The sequence below is a fragment of the Kibdelosporangium aridum genome, assembly GCF_900176515.1.
GTDB classification, from domain to species: Bacteria; Actinomycetota; Actinomycetes; order Mycobacteriales; family Pseudonocardiaceae; genus Kibdelosporangium; species Kibdelosporangium aridum.
In genome coordinates this window covers 386,024-402,845 of record NZ_FWXV01000002.1, presented here as the reverse complement: position 1 = coordinate 402,845, position 16,822 = coordinate 386,024, and the positions used below count along the sequence as shown (strand labels likewise).

General features: G+C 67.0%; 15 protein-coding genes. 8 read left to right on the top strand and 7 right to left on the bottom strand.

Annotation, left to right across the window (positions count from 1 at the left end; all coding sequences use genetic code 11):
• Positions 1-6 precede the first annotated feature (6 nt).
• Positions 7-1,284 (top strand): ATP-binding protein, encoded by a 1,278-nt coding sequence (locus B9C43_RS11260; protein WP_084425987.1) that lies wholly within the window; start codon positions 7-9, stop codon positions 1,282-1,284.
• On the opposite strand, the gene B9C43_RS11255 is transcribed toward B9C43_RS11260, so the two are convergent.
• The 3 genes from B9C43_RS11255 to B9C43_RS11245 form a co-directional block, all read right to left on the bottom strand.
• Complete coding sequence (locus B9C43_RS11255; RefSeq protein WP_084425985.1) at positions 1,281-1,820, bottom strand: GtrA family protein; 540 nt, start codon at positions 1,818-1,820, stop codon at positions 1,281-1,283. The two genes, B9C43_RS11260 and B9C43_RS11255, sit on opposite strands and share 4 nt — an antisense overlap.
• Positions 1,821-1,842: 22 nt before the next feature.
• Entirely contained in the window at positions 1,843-2,397 is a 555-nt protein-coding gene (locus B9C43_RS11250) for a GtrA family protein (RefSeq protein WP_143446281.1), read from the bottom strand.
• 307 nt (positions 2,398-2,704) lie between these two features.
• Positions 2,705-4,954, bottom strand: a complete 2,250-nt coding sequence (locus B9C43_RS11245) for a sigma-70 family RNA polymerase sigma factor (RefSeq protein ID WP_084425983.1) — start codon at positions 4,952-4,954, stop codon at positions 2,705-2,707.
• Positions 4,955-5,157: 203 nt separating this feature from the next.
• Here B9C43_RS11245 and B9C43_RS11240 point away from each other — a divergent pair, with 203 nt between their 5' ends.
• The 5 genes from B9C43_RS11240 (at position 5,158) to purE (ending at position 10,324) form a co-directional block, all read left to right on the top strand.
• Entirely contained in the window at positions 5,158-5,964 is an 807-nt protein-coding gene (locus tag B9C43_RS11240) for a hypothetical protein (protein WP_033389656.1), read from the top strand.
• Positions 5,965-6,083: 119 nt separating this feature from the next.
• Positions 6,084-7,439 (top strand): glycosyltransferase 87 family protein, encoded by a 1,356-nt coding sequence (locus B9C43_RS11235; protein ID WP_143446280.1) that lies wholly within the window; start codon positions 6,084-6,086, stop codon positions 7,437-7,439.
• Positions 7,436-8,629, top strand: coding sequence for a glycosyltransferase 87 family protein (locus B9C43_RS11230; protein WP_084425980.1), 1,194 nt, complete (start codon positions 7,436-7,438; stop codon positions 8,627-8,629). The genes B9C43_RS11235 and B9C43_RS11230 overlap by 4 nt, the downstream gene beginning before the upstream one ends.
• A gap of 7 nt (positions 8,630-8,636) precedes the next feature.
• Positions 8,637-9,824, top strand: coding sequence for a 5-(carboxyamino)imidazole ribonucleotide synthase (locus B9C43_RS11225; RefSeq protein ID WP_084425978.1), 1,188 nt, complete (start codon positions 8,637-8,639; stop codon positions 9,822-9,824).
• Between the two features lie 2 nt (positions 9,825-9,826).
• Positions 9,827-10,324, top strand: a complete 498-nt coding sequence (purE, locus tag B9C43_RS11220) for a 5-(carboxyamino)imidazole ribonucleotide mutase (protein ID WP_268811559.1) — start codon at positions 9,827-9,829, stop codon at positions 10,322-10,324.
• Positions 10,325-10,556: 232 nt separating this feature from the next.
• Here purE and B9C43_RS11215 read toward each other — a convergent pair whose 3' ends face one another.
• Positions 10,557-11,714 (bottom strand): acyl-CoA dehydrogenase family protein, encoded by a 1,158-nt coding sequence (locus B9C43_RS11215; RefSeq protein WP_084425976.1) that lies wholly within the window; start codon positions 11,712-11,714, stop codon positions 10,557-10,559.
• Positions 11,715-11,818: 104 nt separating this feature from the next.
• On the opposite strand from B9C43_RS11215, the gene B9C43_RS11210 reads away from it, so the two are divergent.
• Positions 11,819-13,378 (top strand): class I adenylate-forming enzyme family protein, encoded by a 1,560-nt coding sequence (locus B9C43_RS11210; protein WP_084425974.1) that lies wholly within the window; start codon positions 11,819-11,821, stop codon positions 13,376-13,378.
• Here B9C43_RS11210 and B9C43_RS11205 read toward each other — a convergent pair whose 3' ends face one another.
• Entirely contained in the window at positions 13,379-13,828 is a 450-nt protein-coding gene (locus tag B9C43_RS11205; RefSeq protein WP_084425973.1) for a hypothetical protein, read from the bottom strand.
• Between the two features lie 48 nt (positions 13,829-13,876).
• Here B9C43_RS11205 and B9C43_RS11200 point away from each other — a divergent pair, with 48 nt between their 5' ends.
• On the top strand, positions 13,877-14,938 hold the full coding sequence (locus tag B9C43_RS11200) for an META domain-containing protein (protein ID WP_084425971.1): 1,062 nt from the start codon (positions 13,877-13,879) through the stop codon (positions 14,936-14,938).
• On the opposite strand, the gene B9C43_RS11195 is transcribed toward B9C43_RS11200, so the two are convergent.
• Complete coding sequence (locus B9C43_RS11195; protein WP_084425969.1) at positions 14,925-15,602, bottom strand: TIGR03089 family protein; 678 nt, start codon at positions 15,600-15,602, stop codon at positions 14,925-14,927. The two genes, B9C43_RS11200 and B9C43_RS11195, sit on opposite strands and share 14 nt — an antisense overlap.
• The gene (locus B9C43_RS11190) at positions 15,602-16,792 is read right to left on the bottom strand and encodes an LCP family protein (RefSeq protein ID WP_235038562.1); all 1,191 of its coding nucleotides are present in this window, start codon (positions 16,790-16,792) and stop codon (positions 15,602-15,604) included. The genes B9C43_RS11195 and B9C43_RS11190 overlap by 1 nt, the downstream gene beginning before the upstream one ends.
• Between the last annotated feature and the right edge of the window lie 30 nt (positions 16,793-16,822).

Sequence of the window (16,822 nt, the reverse complement as noted above, 5' to 3'; positions counted from 1 at the left end):
ACACACATGCGCAGGCGGATCCTGCTGGCGATCCTGCTGGCGGTCGCGGTGACCACGCTCGCCCTCGGCGTCCCGCTCGGGCTGACCGCGCTGCGCCTGGTGGAGACCCTGACCAGGGAGGAGCTGAAGACCAGCATCCAGCAGATCGCCCTGCAACTGGACGACGACCTGGCCAACAGCAGGCCGCCGGACCTGACCGACCTGCAGTCGGCGATCCCGCAGAACCGCAGGCTGATCGTCACGCTGCCTGGCCACCCCGACCAGGTGGTCGGCCCGGACCCGGGCGCGGACGTGCTGGCCGAGCAGATCGAGATCCTGCGCAAGGGCACGGTCACCATCCAGCTGCCCGCCGGTCCGACCAGGGCCCGGCAGACCCAGGTCGCCGGGCTGGTCCTGCTGGTCATCGTGATCACCATCGCGATCGCCAGCGGCGTGGCCATCGTGACCGCCAGACGCCTGGCGCAGCCGCTCGGCCACGTCGCCAACCGCGCGGGACGGCTCGGCGCGGGCGACTTCAGACCCGATCCGCGTCGCTACGGCGTCGCGGAACTCGACCGGGTCGCCGAGGCACTGGACACCTCGGCTGGTGCGCTGGCCGAGTTGGTGCAGCGGGAACGTGACTTGGTCGGTGACGTCTCGCACCAGCTGCGCAGCAGGCTGACCGCGCTGCAGCTCCGGCTGGAGGCGCTGCAACTCACCAGCGACTCCGAGAACGCCGCCGACGCGGCTGCTGCGTTGGAACAGGCGGAACGGCTGGGCGACGTCCTCGACGAGTTGCTGGCCGCGGCCCGCGAAGCCCGCGCGACCGACGCGGAACCGCTTGACCTCGCCGGAGCGTTGCCAGAGATCGCCAACGAATGGCGAGAACCGTTGCGCAACAAGGGCCGTGCCCTTCGTGTCCGGGTGGACGGGCGGCCGTTGGCCAAAGCGACGACGGCCAGGCTGCGTGAGGCCATCGGCGTGCTGCTGGACAACGCCCTACGGCACGGCGCGGGACCCGTCTCGGTGTCTGTTCGTGCCAGCGACGCGACCGTGGCCATCGAGGTGTCCGACGGCGGCAGCGGTGTCCCTGACGAACTCGTCGCGCACATCTTCGACCGTGGCGTGTCGGGCGTCGGCTCGACCGGCGTGGGACTCGCGCTCGCCCGTGCGCTCGTCGAGTCCGACGGCGGACGGCTGGAGCTGTCCGTGCCGCGTCCGGCGACGTTCACGATCTTCTTGCCAGTACCCAGAGTGGACGACGTGCGCGGCGTGCGATGGCCAGCCGAACGGTCCCCGCGCTAGGAGTGGCCTAGTTCCTCGTCCACCGGGTCGGCGCGCACGATCCGCGGGCGCGCGTTCGCCTCAGGGAAAACCCAGCGGCGGAACCCCCAGAACCGGAAGAACGTCGCCAGCAGCATGCCGATCACCGACCCGGACATGAAGTCGGCGACCTCCTGCACCCACCGCTCGACGTGCGGCACCTCGAGGTCGAGCACATACCGCGAGACATACGGCGGCACCAGGTTGATCGCCACACCGCCGCCGCTGATCAGGAAGAACAACGCGGCCTCGTGGTGGCGTTCACGACCACCGCGAGTCCGGAACGACCATTCCCGGTTGAGGATGTACGACACGATCGTGGCGATGATGACCGCGATCGCCTTGGCCGTGATCGGCTTGCTCTCCAGGACGGTCAGCTTGAGGAAGAACCAGATGCCGTTGTCGATGACGAAGGTGGTGCCACCGACGATCGCGAACTTGAGCAGTTCGCGGTGCTTGATGAGCACTGAACGCAACGGCTCGGGAACCTGAGCCAGCACGCTCTCGACGATCGACACTTACGCGAGTCTACGGAGCAGCCTAAGCGGCAAGGTCTTCCTGGTCGGACACGGCGTGCAGACGACGGCCGGTGCGCGTGGTCCTGGTGCGCGCGTTCGCCTCCGGGAAGACCCATTTCTTAAAGGCCCACCAGCGGAAAGCCATCGCGATCAGCGTGCCGAGGATCATGCCGCTGAAGAAGTCGGCGACCTCCTGGGTGACGAGGCTCACATTCGGCACCATCAGGTCGAAGACGTACCGGCTGATGAACAGCGGCGTCGAGTTCAACGCCACCCCGATCCCACTGATCAGGAAGAACAACGCAGCCTCATGGTGGCGCTCACGCCCGCCGCGAGTGTGGAACGACCACTCCCGGTTGAGGATGTACGACAGGATCGTCGCGATGATCACCGCAACGGACAGGGCGGTGACCGGGTGCGCGTTCAAGATCGTAAGCTTGAGCGTGTAGTTCACCACGTTGGTGGCGATGAAGCAGATTCCGCCCACAACAGCGAATCTCAGCAGCTCGCGGTGCTTGAGCATGATCTTGCGCACCGGGTCAGGGAGACGCCTGAGGAGGCTCTGCACAAAGGCCATGGCGGCAGAGCCTACTGATCCACAAATGGCCCCTTGACAGCAGTGCCCAAGCAGTGTGCGCCCTGCCACCCCAAGATCAGGAGCATTGCCACATAGCGGACATCGCCGGGACGAAGCGAACGGCCCCGCATGGAGTGGGTGTCCACAATGGTCGCTCAAGCCGCGCGCCACGACGGCGCTGGCAGGGCCGTCCCCGCCGCCCCTCACCTGCGCGAAACCGAAAACTGTCGTACCCCCGGAGTAACGTGAAAATCAGGGGGTCCCCCGGGGGAATTCATGGTGCGGTGGAGGCTGCCGTGAGACCGGGTCAAGGTGGGCAGCGGCCCGTGAGCACGGCCAGCAGCCGCTCGACCGGTCCCAAGCTCGAGCAGTAATCCCGAGACGGTGGCGTCTCCGACCGTGGCTGCGTCGTCGTGGTCGATGGCTTGGTCGTCGTCGGGTCCGTCGTCTTACTCGACGTCTCCTTGGGCGGAGTAGTCGTGACCTTTGGCGGCGTTGTCGTTGTCACCGATGGCTTGGTCGTCGACCGCGGCGGGGTCGTGGTCTTCGGTGGCGTAGTCGTCGTCGTTGGCTTCGGGTCCGGTGGCACCGGCCAGCTCCACCACGGCAACTTCACCGTGGCACTCGCGCTCGCCGTGCCGATCGACGCCGTCACCAGGACCTTGCTGTACTGCCAATACGGCGGGTGTTCTCGATCCTCGCCGCCGCCAGGCCGCTCCTTCAACCGCACGCGCAAGTAGAAGCTGTCGCCCGGCTTCAACGGCTCAGACGTCACACAGCTTGTGGTAGCACCGTTCGACGTGCATGTCGCGGCGGGCCAGGCTGTGAGCATCTCCGCCGGCTGGTCGAATGTGACCGTCGCTTGCTTCGTGCTCTCGCCGGTGTTCTTGGCCACCGCTTGGATGCCTGCCATGCGGTGGCGTCCCGGCAGCGGAATCGACAGCCAGTCCTGGAAGGCGTAGAGCGAAACGCCGTCCTTGCGCACCGGCGGCTGGACTTCGACCCGCACCGAGATCGACACGCTGACCGAACTGCCCGCGCTGATCGTGCCGGTGATCGTGCCGCCTTGGCTGTCTTCCGCGGCGACGATCCGGAACAGCAGCGTCACGGATTCCCCTGGCTGCAGGCCACGCCCGTTCGTGCACGTCACGGTCCCGGTTCCACCCGGGCACGACACCGAGCCGGCTTGCATCGCGCCATTCAGGCGCAGCAGGCCGGATCCGGCCATCCGGGACGTGCCGACGGCGCTTACGCCTGGCGGCAGGTTCAGCGACGCGACAACGGGCTCCGACACCGTGCCGCCGCTGTTGGTCACCGTGAGCGGCAAGTCGGTCGGCCCGCTGCCGGGCACGAGCGTGACCGGAGGCGGTGACGGCGCCGTCAGGTTCGGCGGCGCAGGCTGCGGCGGGGCGGGCGACGGCGGCGATGGCGCAGGCGCTGGCGAAGAAGGCGGCGCCGTGCTGGGCGGTGTCGTCGGCGTGCTCTGCGGCGGCGGAGGTGGTGGCGGAGGGGGAGGTGGCGGCGGCGGTGGTGGGTTCGGCGGGATTTGCTGCGACGTTGGCGGTGGCGGCGGCTGCTGCTGTGCCGCCGGGATCTCCTTCGTCTCAGCGGCCGTCAGCGCGAGCACGACCGCGGCGGCCACGGCCGCGACCGAAGCACCCACGCCCACAAACTGCCGTGGCAACGAAGACGCGGCGCCACCAGCGCCCGCTGCCGTACCTGCTGCGGCGCCCGCGACGACGGCTGCGGTGGCTTTGCTGCCTGTCGCAGCCAGGTATCCGAGCGCTCCGATGCCGAGTACGAGCGGCGCGATGACGACGCGCATGCCGCTGTTGACGTCGGCCAGTTCCATGGCCAGCGCACGACAACGCTCGCATTCGTCCAGGTGTGCCTCGACTTGGGCGGTTTCCCGCCTGGAAAGCCCGCCACGGGTCCACGCGCCCAGCCGCTCGGCGGTCGCCTTGCAGCGGTCGTTCGTCGACTCAGCCAAGTGCACCTGCAGGTACGCCTGCCGTAGGCCTTCTCGTGCACGGTAGGCCAACGCGCTCACACCGTTGGGCGTGAGACCGAGGATCGGCGCGACCTCTGCGGGCGACTGGCCTTCGACCTCGGTGTGCCACAGCACGGCCTGCCATCGCTCGGGCAGCCGTGCGAAAGCGCGCGCCGCGAGGGAACGTTCGAGGCCCGCGACGGCTGTGTCAGAGAACGGGACTGCTGTGTCCGCGCCTGCGACCGTGGTGACGTCGTCGGACAACTCGACGCGCTTGTCCCGGCGGGTCTTGTCGTAGGCGGTGTGCCGCAGGGCGGTCAGCAGATACGCACGAAAGGCTGAATCTGGACCGCGACCGGCCCGCAGGGTGTCGAGGACCTTCGCAAACGCTTCCGACACCAGGTCGTCGGCTTCGGCTTGGGAACGGGTCAGCTGCCGGGCGAGGTTGTACGCGGCTCCGACATGGCGCTCGTAGAGCGATCCGTATGCCGACACTGTGCCTTTGCGTACCGACTCGATCAGTTCGGCGTCGCTCGGGCCGTGCACCTCAGCGGGAACTGTGGACACTGGCCTCCCTCGTCGCTGCCCGTGATGCAGGTAAGTGTGCAGGACCCACATCACGGAGTCATCTCCCCGGTCAGGCCGGTTGTTAGCGCAGCGTGAGCGGGTAACCCATTCGCATGACAATTCGGCTGGAATCGCGTCACACCTGAGGCCCAGCGACGTTTCAGATCAGGATCTTCCATACCGGCGGAGAGGAACTGGTAACTGTGGCGGTTCGCGAAGCGGGTTCACGGTCACCCCATGGCGCGGAGGCCGCCCTGCGGTCCCTGCGCGCCAGGTGGCGGCGGGCCAGCATCGCCGCCGGCTGGCGCTACCCGAGCGACTGGGCGCTGCCCGAGGTCGACGCGGTCTGCGCGTCCGCGCTGGTCAAAGCCGATTTGGCGGACCCGTTGGCGGATCTCGGCCGGGCGCGTGCGGTGTCAGGGGCGGGGCTGGACGAGACCCTGACGGACGTGGCGGCGCTGCACGCGGTGCTCACCGATCCGCGTCTGGTCGCGGCCAATCCGGACGCCATACCGTCCCGTTTGCTCCGCTTGACGGCCCTGGCCTGGGCGGATGTTTCCACGCAGGAGATCGCCCGCAGCGAGATCCGGGAGAGCCTGACCGGCCTGTCCACCGCCGCGTACCTGCGGACCAGGCTCGGCGAGATCTACCGGCGGGCCGGCAGGGATGGCAGGCCGGTCGGCCACGTGTTGCTCACTGTGAGTATCGACCTGTCCGCGGTGGTCGGCTGGTCCCGGCTGATGGCCATGGTGCTGGCCGCGGATGTGCTCCGGCAGGTCTTCGACGGCGGCGAGAGCCTGGCGCTGCTCGGGCCTTCGGTGGCCGTCGTACTCACCGAGCGGGAGCCTGAACTGGCCAAACGCAGTGCGGACGCCCAGCTGATGCTCGCCGAGCGACTCTCGGTGGACCCGCAGTTGCACACCCTCGGCCCGATCGAAGTGCGCCTGCACCGGCTGCCGCCGACCCACGAGGAGGCATGCGACCTCGTCGACGCCCTCGGCCGTATCTGACAAAACCCCAGGTCAGCCATTGTGAGTGGTTCGTCCGGTGAGAACCGGCCAAAACTCTCGCGAAGCAGCAGGCGGGGGCTCCGGCCACGTTCGTGTGGTCTTCGTGATTTGCTGTTTGGGTGAGCGACGTGGACGAGCGCCGTGGGGGTGCGCCCGTGCGGGCGGCAGGTCGGATCACGGCAGCGGTGGAATGGTTCGTCGGGTCATGGCGCGCGATGTGGATCGTGCTGGCCGTACCCGCCGCTTTCCTGATCACCGGCATTGTCGTGTGGCTCGCCCATGGGCGGATGGGTGTCGATTCTGCTGTGTACAGAGCGGGCGGCATCGCTTTGCTCACCGGCGAACCGCTGTACGACAAGATGACGTTGCTGGCCGAGCCGTGGTGGGCGCAGTTGCCGTTCACCTACGCGCCGTCCGCGGCGTTGTTCTTCGTCCCGCTGGCGTTGGTCCCCGTCACGGTCGGGTGGGGTCTGCTCAGCTTCGTCTCCGTGCTGTCGATGAGCCTGGTCATCCGGATCACGCTGGACAAGCTGCCGAAACTGCCGAGCTGGCTGGAGCCGCGTAAGGCGACGGTCTGGTTCTCCATCCTGATGCTGGGTATGGAACCGGTCTGGCGGACGCTGTTCCTCGGTCAGATCAACTTGATCCTGTTGCTCATCGTCGTGCTCGACGTGCTCGTGATCAGCACGTCGGCGAACCCGAAGGTCGCCAGGTGGGGCGGGATCCTGGTGGGCATTGCCTTCGCGATCAAACTGACCCCGTTGATCTTCGTCGCGCACTTGGTGCTGATCGGCCGGTACGCCTCGGCCCTTCGCGCGTTCGCCACGTTCCTCGCCCTGCAGGCGCTGATGTTCGCGATCTCGGCCAGCGACACGGTGAAGTACTGGACCGTCACGATCGTCGGTGACCCCGGCCGGATCGGCCCGGTCTACTGGAACGGCAACCAGTCGCTGACCGGCCTGGTCAACCGGATCACGCTGCTCGACCCGAGCTCGACCAAGATCGCGATTGTGATCGGCGCGGTGCTCGCGATCCCGGCGATGCTGCTTGTCCGCCGTTTCCACCGGCACGGCCGCGCGGTGACCGCCCTGCTGGTCAGCGCGTTCTTCGGGCTGCTGTTCAGCCCGATCACGTGGACGCACCACTACGTATGGGTGGTGCCGCTGTTGATCATGCTGATCGCCCGGATGCCCGACCCGCTGCCGCAAGGGACCTGGCGGATCGCGCGGGCCGCGGTCGCGCCGCTGACAGTCTTCGCGGTCTTCGTCAGCTGCGTGCTGCTGTGGATGCGCGGCGGGCACGGCAAGGAACTGCTGTGGCACTGGTGGGAGTTCATTCCGGGCAGCGCGTACATGATCGTGCCGGTCGGGGCGGGTATCGCGATCGCGATCCGGGTCCTGCGCAGACGGATGCGTGCCAGATCGCAGCCTGCTGATCCGGAGCAGCCGAAGGTCGCGGCCGGTCAGACGACGTGAACGAGCAGCGCTCGCGGCTGATCGACGCCGCGTTCTACCTGGGGTTCGGGCTCGATGCCGCGTACACGGCGGCGTTCTCGGAGTTCTACGGCTTCCGGGTGTGGGGCAACTTCGCGGTCGTCGGCTACGCGTTCGCGTTCCTGCACATCGTGATCCTCTTGCTCACACGCCGCCAGGGTTCCCGCTGGATCCCGGTCGGCTACGTGGTCGTGCTGGGCATGCTCGTGCCGATGCTTGTGCTGGTGTTCAAGCGGATGACCGGCCGGGACTGGGGTTCGCCCGCGCATTCGATGACCGCGCAGCCCGAGGTCTGGGTGATCGAGCGGGCCGGGCGGCTGCTGCTGTCCACCGGCTCACCTTATGTCGATTTGTCGACATTGAACCGGCCGCCGGTGGTCGACGACTACACGCCATACAGCCCGGCCATGGCGTTGCTCGGGCTGCCCAACGCGCTCTTCGGCCGCAACGTGCTGACCGACGCCCGGATCGTCGCGTTCGTGGTCACGCTGGTGATCTTCCTGGTGATCCTGCGGACGTTGGACTGGCCGTCGCTCTCGATCAGGCCCGTGCAGCTCATCACTTTGACGACGTTTACCACCCTGCCCGCCGCGGTTGCGGGCAACGACATGCCTGTCGTCGCGTTGCTCATCCTCGGGGCTGTCCTGGCTATGAGATCGCGCCCGGAGTGGGCAGGGTTGGTGCTGGCCATCGCGGCCAGCATGAAGCTCACCGCGTTGCCCGCGGCCGCTGTTGTGGCTGTCGCACTGGCGTTCTCGTGGCGCTTTCTTGCGGCGTTCATCGGCGGAATGGTCGTGTTCACCGGTCTGTCGGCAGCGGTGAACTGGGACATGTTCGTGGACAACGTGGTCCGTTTCCCGGGGAACATGGCGGCCGTCCGTTCCCCGGCGCAAAGCCCGCTGCCAGGACATTTGCTGGAACAGACCGGTCCGTTCGGGCACACCGCGGTCCTGATCCTGATGGGCATGGCCGCGCTCGGGATGCTGTGGTGGCTGTTGGCGCGTCCGCCGCGCACGATCGCGGAGATCCTGCTGCGCACGGGCGTCGGGCTGGGCATCGCGATGCTGCTGATGCCCGCGACCAGATGGGGATATTTGATCTACCCGATCGCCCTGCTGGGGGCCGCGTTGTACTCCTGGCGACCGGCTCGCAAACTGGCGCAGGTAGGCTGACCTGCTCGTGGACCCAGTTACCGGCTTTCCCGTCGTCGGAATGGTGGGCGGCGGCCAGCTCAGCCGGATGACCCAGCAAGCCGCGATCGCACTCGGCCAGTCGTTGCATGTGCTCGCCGTCTCACCGACGGATCCGGCGGCGCTCGTGACCCCGAACGTCACGATCGGCCACCACACCGACCTGGAAGCGTTGCGCGCCTTCGCTTCCTCGTGCGACGTGATGACGTTCGACCACGAGCACGTGCCGAACGAGCACCTGCGCACGCTGGTCGCCGAAGGCTTCGCGGTCCATCCGGGACCGGAAGCGCTGATTCACGCGCAGGACAAGCTCGTGATGCGCAACCGGCTGGCCGAGATGGACGTGCCGATCCCGGCCTACGCCGAAGTCAAGACGGTCTCCGACGTCACCCAGTTCGGCGAGAAACACGGCTGGCCGGTCGTGCTGAAGGCCGCGCGCGGCGGCTACGACGGCAAGGGCGTCTGGATGGTCCCGTCCTCCGGCGAAGCCCTTGTCACCGAGCTGCTGGAAGCGGGAACACCGCTGCTCGTCGAGGAACGCGTGGACATGACCCGCGAGCTCGCGGCCGTGGTCGCCCGTTCGCCGTTCGGCCAAGGCGCGGCATGGCCGACGGTAGAAACCGTGCAGTCCAACGGAATCTGCGTCGAGGTCCTCGCGCCCGCGCCCTCGCTGTCCGAGGACTTGGCTCAGGAAGCGCAGGAACTCGCGCTGCGGATCGCGTCTACCCTTGGTGTGGTCGGTGTTCTGGCGGTGGAGCTGTTCGAGACGTCGTCGGGCCTGGTCGTGAACGAACTCGCGATGCGCCCGCACAACTCAGGCCACTGGACGATCGAAGGCTCGGGGACATCCCAGTTCGAGCAGCACCTGCGCGCGGTGCTGGACTACCCGCTCGGCTCAACCGATCCCGTGGCACCGGTTGTGGTGATGGCGAATGTCCTAGGTGCACGGTCCACACCGGACATGGGCCCGGACGAGCGCGTGCACCACCTGTTCGCGCGTTACCGCGATGTGCACGTGCACTACTACGGAAAAGCAGAGCGCCCAGGCCGCAAGATCGGCCACGTGACCGTGCTGGGCGAGGACCTGGCCGAGGTCCGGCGCCGCGCCCGGTTCGCCGCGGACTGGCTGGCCACCGGTGCCTGGCCGGACGGCTATGACGTTCATGGAGGGAAGTAGCAGTGGCGGAAGTCGGCGTGATCATGGGCAGCGACTCGGACTGGCCAGTGATGTCAGCGGCCGCCGCAGCCTTGGCCGAGTTCGACGTGCCCTACGAGGTCGGCGTCTACTCCGCGCACCGCACGCCCGGCCGGATGCTTTCGTACGCACAGCAAGCAGCATCCCGCGGCCTCAAGGTGATCATCGCGGGCGCGGGCGGCGCGGCCCACCTGCCCGGCATGGTCGCGTCGGCGACGGTGTTGCCGGTGATCGGCGTGCCCGTGCCGCTGAAGTACTTGGACGGCATGGACTCCCTGCTGTCGATCGTGCAGATGCCCGCAGGTGTGCCCGTCGCGACGGTGTCGATCGGTGGCGCCCGCAACGCGGGACTGCTGGCCGTGCGAATGCTGGCCGCGACCAACCCGGCACTGCGGACGAAGATGGCCGAATTCCAAGCGAGCCTCGAGGCAATGGTCCTCGAAAAAGACGAAAACCTCCGCAAAACCGCCGCGCAGGGTTAATCATGCACATCTCCCGTTGACGGTAACGCCCGCAAGATCCATGGGACATCTCGGGCACACCGTTCAACGGGAGAACGTGATGAACAGGTCGAGCAAACAAGCCGCGCTTGGTACTTAAGTCTTGTGAGTGGTTATCGGATCAGGAACCCGACAACCACTCATGCACTCGATCCAGCGGCTCGAGTCGCGCGACGCGTGATGCCGGAAGCCCGGCATCACGCGACCGGAATGCTCAGCCCTTGAGCAGGGAGCGGGCCATCACCTGGCGCTGGATCTGGTTGGTGCCCTCGTAGATCTGGGTGATCTTGGCGTCACGCATCATTCGCTCGACCGGGAAGTCACGCGTGTAGCCCGCGCCACCGAACAGCTGCACGGCATCCGTCGTCACGGCCATGGCGACGTCGGAGGCGAAGCACTTTGCCGCCGCGGCAACGAATCCGGTGTCGGTGTCGCCGCGTTCTGCTTTCGCTGCGGCCACGTACACCATGTGGCGGGCGGCTTCGATCTTCATCGCCATGTCCGCCAGCATGAACTGGACGCCCTGGAAGTCGGCGATCGCCTTGCCGAACTGCTTGCGTTCCTTGACATACGCGATCGCCGCGTCGAGCGAGCCCTGTGCGATGCCGACGGCCTGCGCGCCGATGGTCGGGCGCGTGTGGTCCAGGGTGCGCAACGCGGTCTTCAGGCCTGTGCCCGGTTCGCCGATGATCCGGTCGCCGGGGATGACGCAGTTCTCGAAGTAGATCTCCCGGGTCGGCGAGCCCTTGATGCCGTGCTTGCGTTCCTTCGGCCCCACCGAGAAACCGGGGTCGTCGACGTGCACGACGAATGCCGAGATGCCCTGGGACGGCTTCGGTGCGTCCGGGTTGGTGACCGCCATCACCGTGTACCAGGCCGACTCGCCGCCGTTGGTGATCCAGCACTTGGTGCCGTTGAGCACCCAGGTGTCACCGTTCTGACGGGCGCGGGTCTTCATCGACGCGGTGTCCGAACCGGCTTCGCGCTCGGACAGCGCGTAGGAGATCATCGCCTGCCCCGACGCGATCGTCGGCAGGACCTGCTTCTTCAGCTCCTCCGAACCGGCCAGGATGATCGGCATCGAGCCCAGCTTGTTCACCGCCGGGATCAGCGACGAGGACGCGCACACCCGGGCGACCTCTTCGATCACGATGCACGTGGCGACCGCGTCGGCGCCTTGGCCGTCGTACTCCTCGCCGATGTGCGGTGCGTTGAAGCCGGAACGGATGAGCGCGTCACGGGCTTCGACCGGGAACCGCTCGTTCTCATCACAGTCGGCCGCGTACGGCGCTATCTCCTTCTCCGAGAGCGCGCGGACAGCCTCGCGCACAGCTTCGTGCTCCTCCGACAGCTGGTATACGCCCGCGTTCACCGTGCTCCGCCTTCCAACCGGTCAGTAACTTCTCGTCTGATGTTAGCCCTCGTTCACTACGTCGAGCTTGTGTCGTGGCCCGCACTTGCAGTTAGCTTCGACGGATGAGCGCTACGTGGCCTCCGCACCTCGGCAAGAAGCTCGACTACCCGGAGGTCGCGGTCGGCGCGATCGTCGCGGGCTCCGCACGCCGCTTCGGCGACCGGGTGGCCTTCCGCCACCACGGCGAAGAACTCACCTACGCGCAGCTCTGGCGTGAGGCGTGCCAGTTCGCGAACGGCCTGGTCAGCCGGGGTGTCAAGCCCGGTGACCGGGTGGCGCTGCGGATGTCCAACTGCTTGCCGTTCCCGGTGGCGTACTACGGCCTGCTGCTGGCCGGGGCCACGTTCGTGCCGGTCAACCCGCTGATGCCGGAGCCCGTGGTGGCCGCTCAGCTCCAGGACGCCGGGGCCGCGCTGACCGTTCAGGCCAGTGACGTGGCCGAGATCCGGGCGGACCAGCCGGACACCCCGCCGGACGTGCAGATCGACATCTACCAGGACCTGGCGCATCTGGCGTACACCGGTGGCACGACCGGGCGATCGAAGGGCGTACGGCTGCCGCATCGCAACGTCGTGGTCAACAGCCTGCAGTTCGCCTGCTGGCAGTCCGGCTCAGTGCCCGCGCTGGACGGCGAAGGCGGCCTGATCATCGACCAGATCAGCGACCCGGCGGAGTACCGCAACCGGGTCGGCACGGGCCAGGCGATCAACCTCACGCCGTGGTTCCACGCGATGGGCACCATCGGCGGCCTGAACGTCCTGATCCTCGGCGGGGTCACGGCGACGTTGCACGACCGGTTCGACCCGGTCGCCTATCTCGCCGACGCCGAGAAGTACAAGATCAACTACATGGGTGGCGCTCCGGCGCTGTTCGCGGGTCTGTTGGCGTGTCCGGACATCAAGACGCGTGATCTGTCCGCGGTCAGCTCCATCGGCTCGGGTGCCGCGCCGATGCCGCATGAGATGACCATCGCCCTGCAGCGGATCATGCCCGACGCCGTGATTGTCGAAGGTTATGGGCTTACCGAAGTCACCATGGGCGCCGCGGCGGCTCCGCCGTGGGTCTCCGGCGTCCGCAAGGTGGGCACGGTTGGTGTGCCGGTGTTCGACACGGAGATCAAACTCGTGCCGGTCGAGGGCGGTTCGGAGGCCGTGCCGGTCGGTGAGCCCGGCGAGGTCTGCATCCGTGGCCCGCAGGTGATGCTCGGGTATCACAACCGGCCAGAGGAGACCGCGGAAGTCCTGGTGGACGGCTGGCTGCACACCGGCGACATCGGCGTGTTCGACGAGGACGGCTACTTGTCCATTGTGGATCGCAAGAAGGACATGCTGATCTACAAGGGCTACAACGTCTATCCCCGCGAACTCGAGGAGCTGCTCATCGCCCACCCCGCGGTGGCCATGGCCGCTGTGGTGGGACGCAAGGACGCCGAAGTCGGGGAGCTCCCGGTGGCCTTCATCGTGCCCGCGAAGCCGGACGTGCAAGCCGAGCAGGTGATGGCCGACATCAACGAGCAAGTCGTGCCGTACAAACGACTTCGCGAGGTCGTCGTCACCGACCAGATCCCGATCTCCCCGGCAGGCAAGATCCTGAAACGGGAGCTGCGCGCACGCCTGACCTGATCAGGCCTTGTCGAGCAGATGCCGGGACGGGAACTCCCTGGTCTTGCGCTCCAGGCAATAGCCGAGGAGTCCGTCCTCGGTACAGCGGGTGGCGAGCACGATGTCCCGGATCTCGTCTTCGTGCAAGGTGAAGCCGAGCGCGGCTTCGAACTGATCGTTGCCGCACGACGAACATTCCAGGATGTACCGGGCTTCGGCTTCGTCAGGATCCGGGTGCCACCAGTCCTCGCTGTCCAGCAGATAGGTCAGCCGTGCGCACGAAGTGCACGTGCGGTGTGCGTTCGTGCCGGACTCGTCGAACTCGATGACGAAGACCCGGCCGCCGCACCCGGCACAGACTGACTCGGTGATGTGGTCGATCGGGTAGCCGTCCGCGGTGGCGTGGAAGTACTCCGTGATGTCGGTGTGTGTTTCGCCGTACCACTGATCGCCTGTTCGGGTGAGCGCCATACGCAGAGCCTAGGCAACCTCACTGCGGAGTTGTTCCGTCTTGGGGATATGAAGACGGTGCTGATTGTGGGAGCGGTGGGGGTGCTGGTTGCCGGCTGCGGTGCGCAGCAGCAGGCTGGGCCGAGCAGCACCACCAGCGGCGATGAGCTCAAGGGACGCGTTTTCGTGTCCCAGACGGTGACCGAGAAGGGCAAGCCGCGGCCTCTCGCCGACGGCACGCACATCCAGTTCGAGATCACCGACCAGGGTGAACTGCAGGTGCGGGCCGGGTGCAACCACATGTTCGGCCGCGTGGACACCAGCAACGCCCGGCTCGCCATCACCGGCCAAGGCCTTGGTCAGACCGAGATGGGCTGCGACAAGGTGCGCCTTGACCAGGACCAATGGCTGGCGGGCATCATCTCCAGCACTCCCGCGTGGGAGCTCACCGGCGAAACGCTGAAGCTGAAGACCGCCGACACCGAGATCGTGTTGGCTGCCAAGCAGGCCACGCCCTTGGAAGGGCCGACGTGGGTGACGACCACGTATGTCGAGAACGACCTGGCGAGGCCGTCGCAGACCCCGGCATGGCTGACTTTCAACAGTGGCAAGGTCCTGATCACCACCGAGTGCAACACCGTGGAAGGCAGCTATCAGGCCACCACCGAGACGATCACGTTCCAGGCCCTGAAGTCCACGGGTGGTTCCTGCCCGCAGGCCGACGCGATCACGCCAGTACTGGACGGACAGCTCAACTACAAGATCAACGACGAGTCGCTGAGCCTGACTCATCCGTCCGGAAAAGGCATGCAACTGCGGGTTGGCCGGGTTGACGGCAGCCTGGCAGGCAAACAGTTCGTGTCCGACGACGGCAAGACGACGCTGAAGTTCGACAACGGCAAGCTGACCGCGACCGCAGGCTGCAACGACATGACTGGTTCGGTGGTCGCGGACAACGGCAAGTTCGTTGTGCAAACCCTTCTCAAGACAAGGAAAGGCTGCGAGCCGGCGGTGATGGAGCAGGAGGATCAGCTGGCCGAGTTCCTCAAGAGCGTTCCGGACTTCGGGTTCTCCAACGCTGGGCTGTTCCTGAAGTCCGGCCAGACCACGATGACGTTCAAGGAGCAGTGAGCAGGGTGGCCCGCTCCGACTCCAAGTGGGCGTCCACTTTGCTCGGATTGGACACCTGGACAAGGGAACCCTTGCCCGCCAACACCGACAGCAGTCCGGAGACGACACCGTCGGGCAACACCCACTCCATTGTGGACAGCACGCGCCCGGTGACGGCCTTGGCGCGGGCGGCTTGCACAACCTCGGCGACGGTCAGCGAACCCAGCGCCGGGGTGGTGTCCGGCACCTCCTGCAACGGAAAGAAGTCGTCGCCGAACATCCGGGATTCCGAGATGTAGTCCAGTGCCCCGTCCGGCGGTGAGCCGCGCAGGCCCATCCCCATGGGGTCCAGCGACACCACGGCCCATGCGCCGGCGGGCTTGGCGGCGTCCACAGTGGTCAGTGCGACCTCGCCGCCGGATGTGACCACGTTGGCGCCGCACCACCAGGCCCCGAGCAGGACGCCCGCGGTCTGCCAGTGCGCAGGCAGGTCGACCGCGACCGGGGTACCGGGTTCGACGTCGAACTCCTCGGTCAGCCAGTTCGCGGTCTTCGCCGCCCAGTTGGCCAGTGTGGCAACGGAAAGCTCGACCCTGGTGCCTGCCGCGTCGTCGTAGTGCGTGATCAACGGATGGGATCGGTCACCGGCGAGCAGTGGCCGGAACAACGCTTCTGTCACTGACATCAGTCGACGCACCTCACGCCGTCTATTGTGGCCGGTTGCTGTACTGCCCCATTCAACATCAGCGGCCGTTGCGCGGCGAACCGCGGGGGCGCCTGCCTGCCGAGCAGCTGGTTGACGTACTCCCGGACCTTCAGCAGGTCCACGGTGATGATGCTCTGCCCACGCTCGTTGCGCGCGCCGACGGCGACGACCGGAATCGTCACGAACTCGACCCCGCCGGACGACATCGACCCGAGGTGCCTGGCCAGCTGCACGATGTCCAGACCAGGGGAGACCACGACCGACTTGGACGCGGCGTCGGTCAACGCCGCCAGCTTGGACTGGTCGGTCAGGGTGCCCGCGCTCAGCAGTTGCTGCATCACGGCACCGAGAAACGCTTGCTGCCGAACGATTCTGTCGAGGTCGCCACGGGGCAGCCCGTCGCGCTGGCGCACGAAGGCCAGCGCCGAACCGCCGGAGATCTTCTGCACGCCCTTGCGGAAACTCGCGCCCGAGTTGGGGTCGCTAGTCGCCTGGTTCAGGCACACGCGTACGCCCCCGATGGCCTCGGTGAGCAGGTAGAAGCCGTACAGGTTCACTTCGGCGTAGTGGTCGACGCGTACCCCGGTCAGGTCCTGGACGACTTGCGTCAGTGCCGAGCGGCCGGCCGTGTCGGAGAGCCGCTCGACCTCCGCCCGGTCGGTTTTCCCTTCGTTGCGCAGCTTCTGCGCGGTCCGGGACTTGATCACACCGTACGCGGAGTTGATCTTGTCGTCCTGGTAGCCGGGGATCGTGACGTACGTGTCGCGCGGGATCGAGATCGCGTAGCCCTTGGAGCCGTCCTTCGGGATGCGCAGCAGGATGATCGTGTCCGTGTTCAGCCCGTCGGCCGCCTCGGTGCGCAGCTGCCGCAACACCCGCTCCGGCAACGGGTTTCCCTTGGTGTCCGTCCGGGTGTCGCTGCCGACGACCAGATAGTCGTCCGCGCCGTCGTCCTGCGGCGGTGCGGTTTTCTCCACCTCGTCGGTGAACACGTCCGACGTGGGCACGTTCTCCCGCACCGTTTGCACCGTGTCACGTGCCAGTCCTGCCGACGCGAGCGCGGCCGCGGAAGCCAACGCCACAAGAACCCGGCCGGTCATCCACGCGACGCGCTTCAGGCGTCCCCCCGATTTCCGATCCGGCTCGTGCGAAATTGTTTCGTCACTCACCGAAGCTTTCTCCTCCCGCCCCTCCAACAC

Coding starts and splice junctions, on each gene's coding strand:
- B9C43_RS11200 (WP_084425971.1), top strand. CDS start 13,877: ATGAAGACGGTGCTGATTGTGGGAGCGGTGGGGGTGCTGGTTGCCGGC.
- B9C43_RS11205 (WP_084425973.1), bottom strand. CDS start 13,828: ATGGCGCTCACCCGAACAGGCGATCAGTGGTACGGCGAAACACACACC.
- B9C43_RS11260 (WP_084425987.1), top strand. CDS start 7: ATGCGCAGGCGGATCCTGCTGGCGATCCTGCTGGCGGTCGCGGTGACC.
- B9C43_RS11250 (WP_143446281.1), bottom strand. CDS start 2,397: ATGGCCTTTGTGCAGAGCCTCCTCAGGCGTCTCCCTGACCCGGTGCGC.
- B9C43_RS11210 (WP_084425974.1), top strand. CDS start 11,819: ATGAGCGCTACGTGGCCTCCGCACCTCGGCAAGAAGCTCGACTACCCG.
- B9C43_RS11195 (WP_084425969.1), bottom strand. CDS start 15,602: ATGTCAGTGACAGAAGCGTTGTTCCGGCCACTGCTCGCCGGTGACCGA.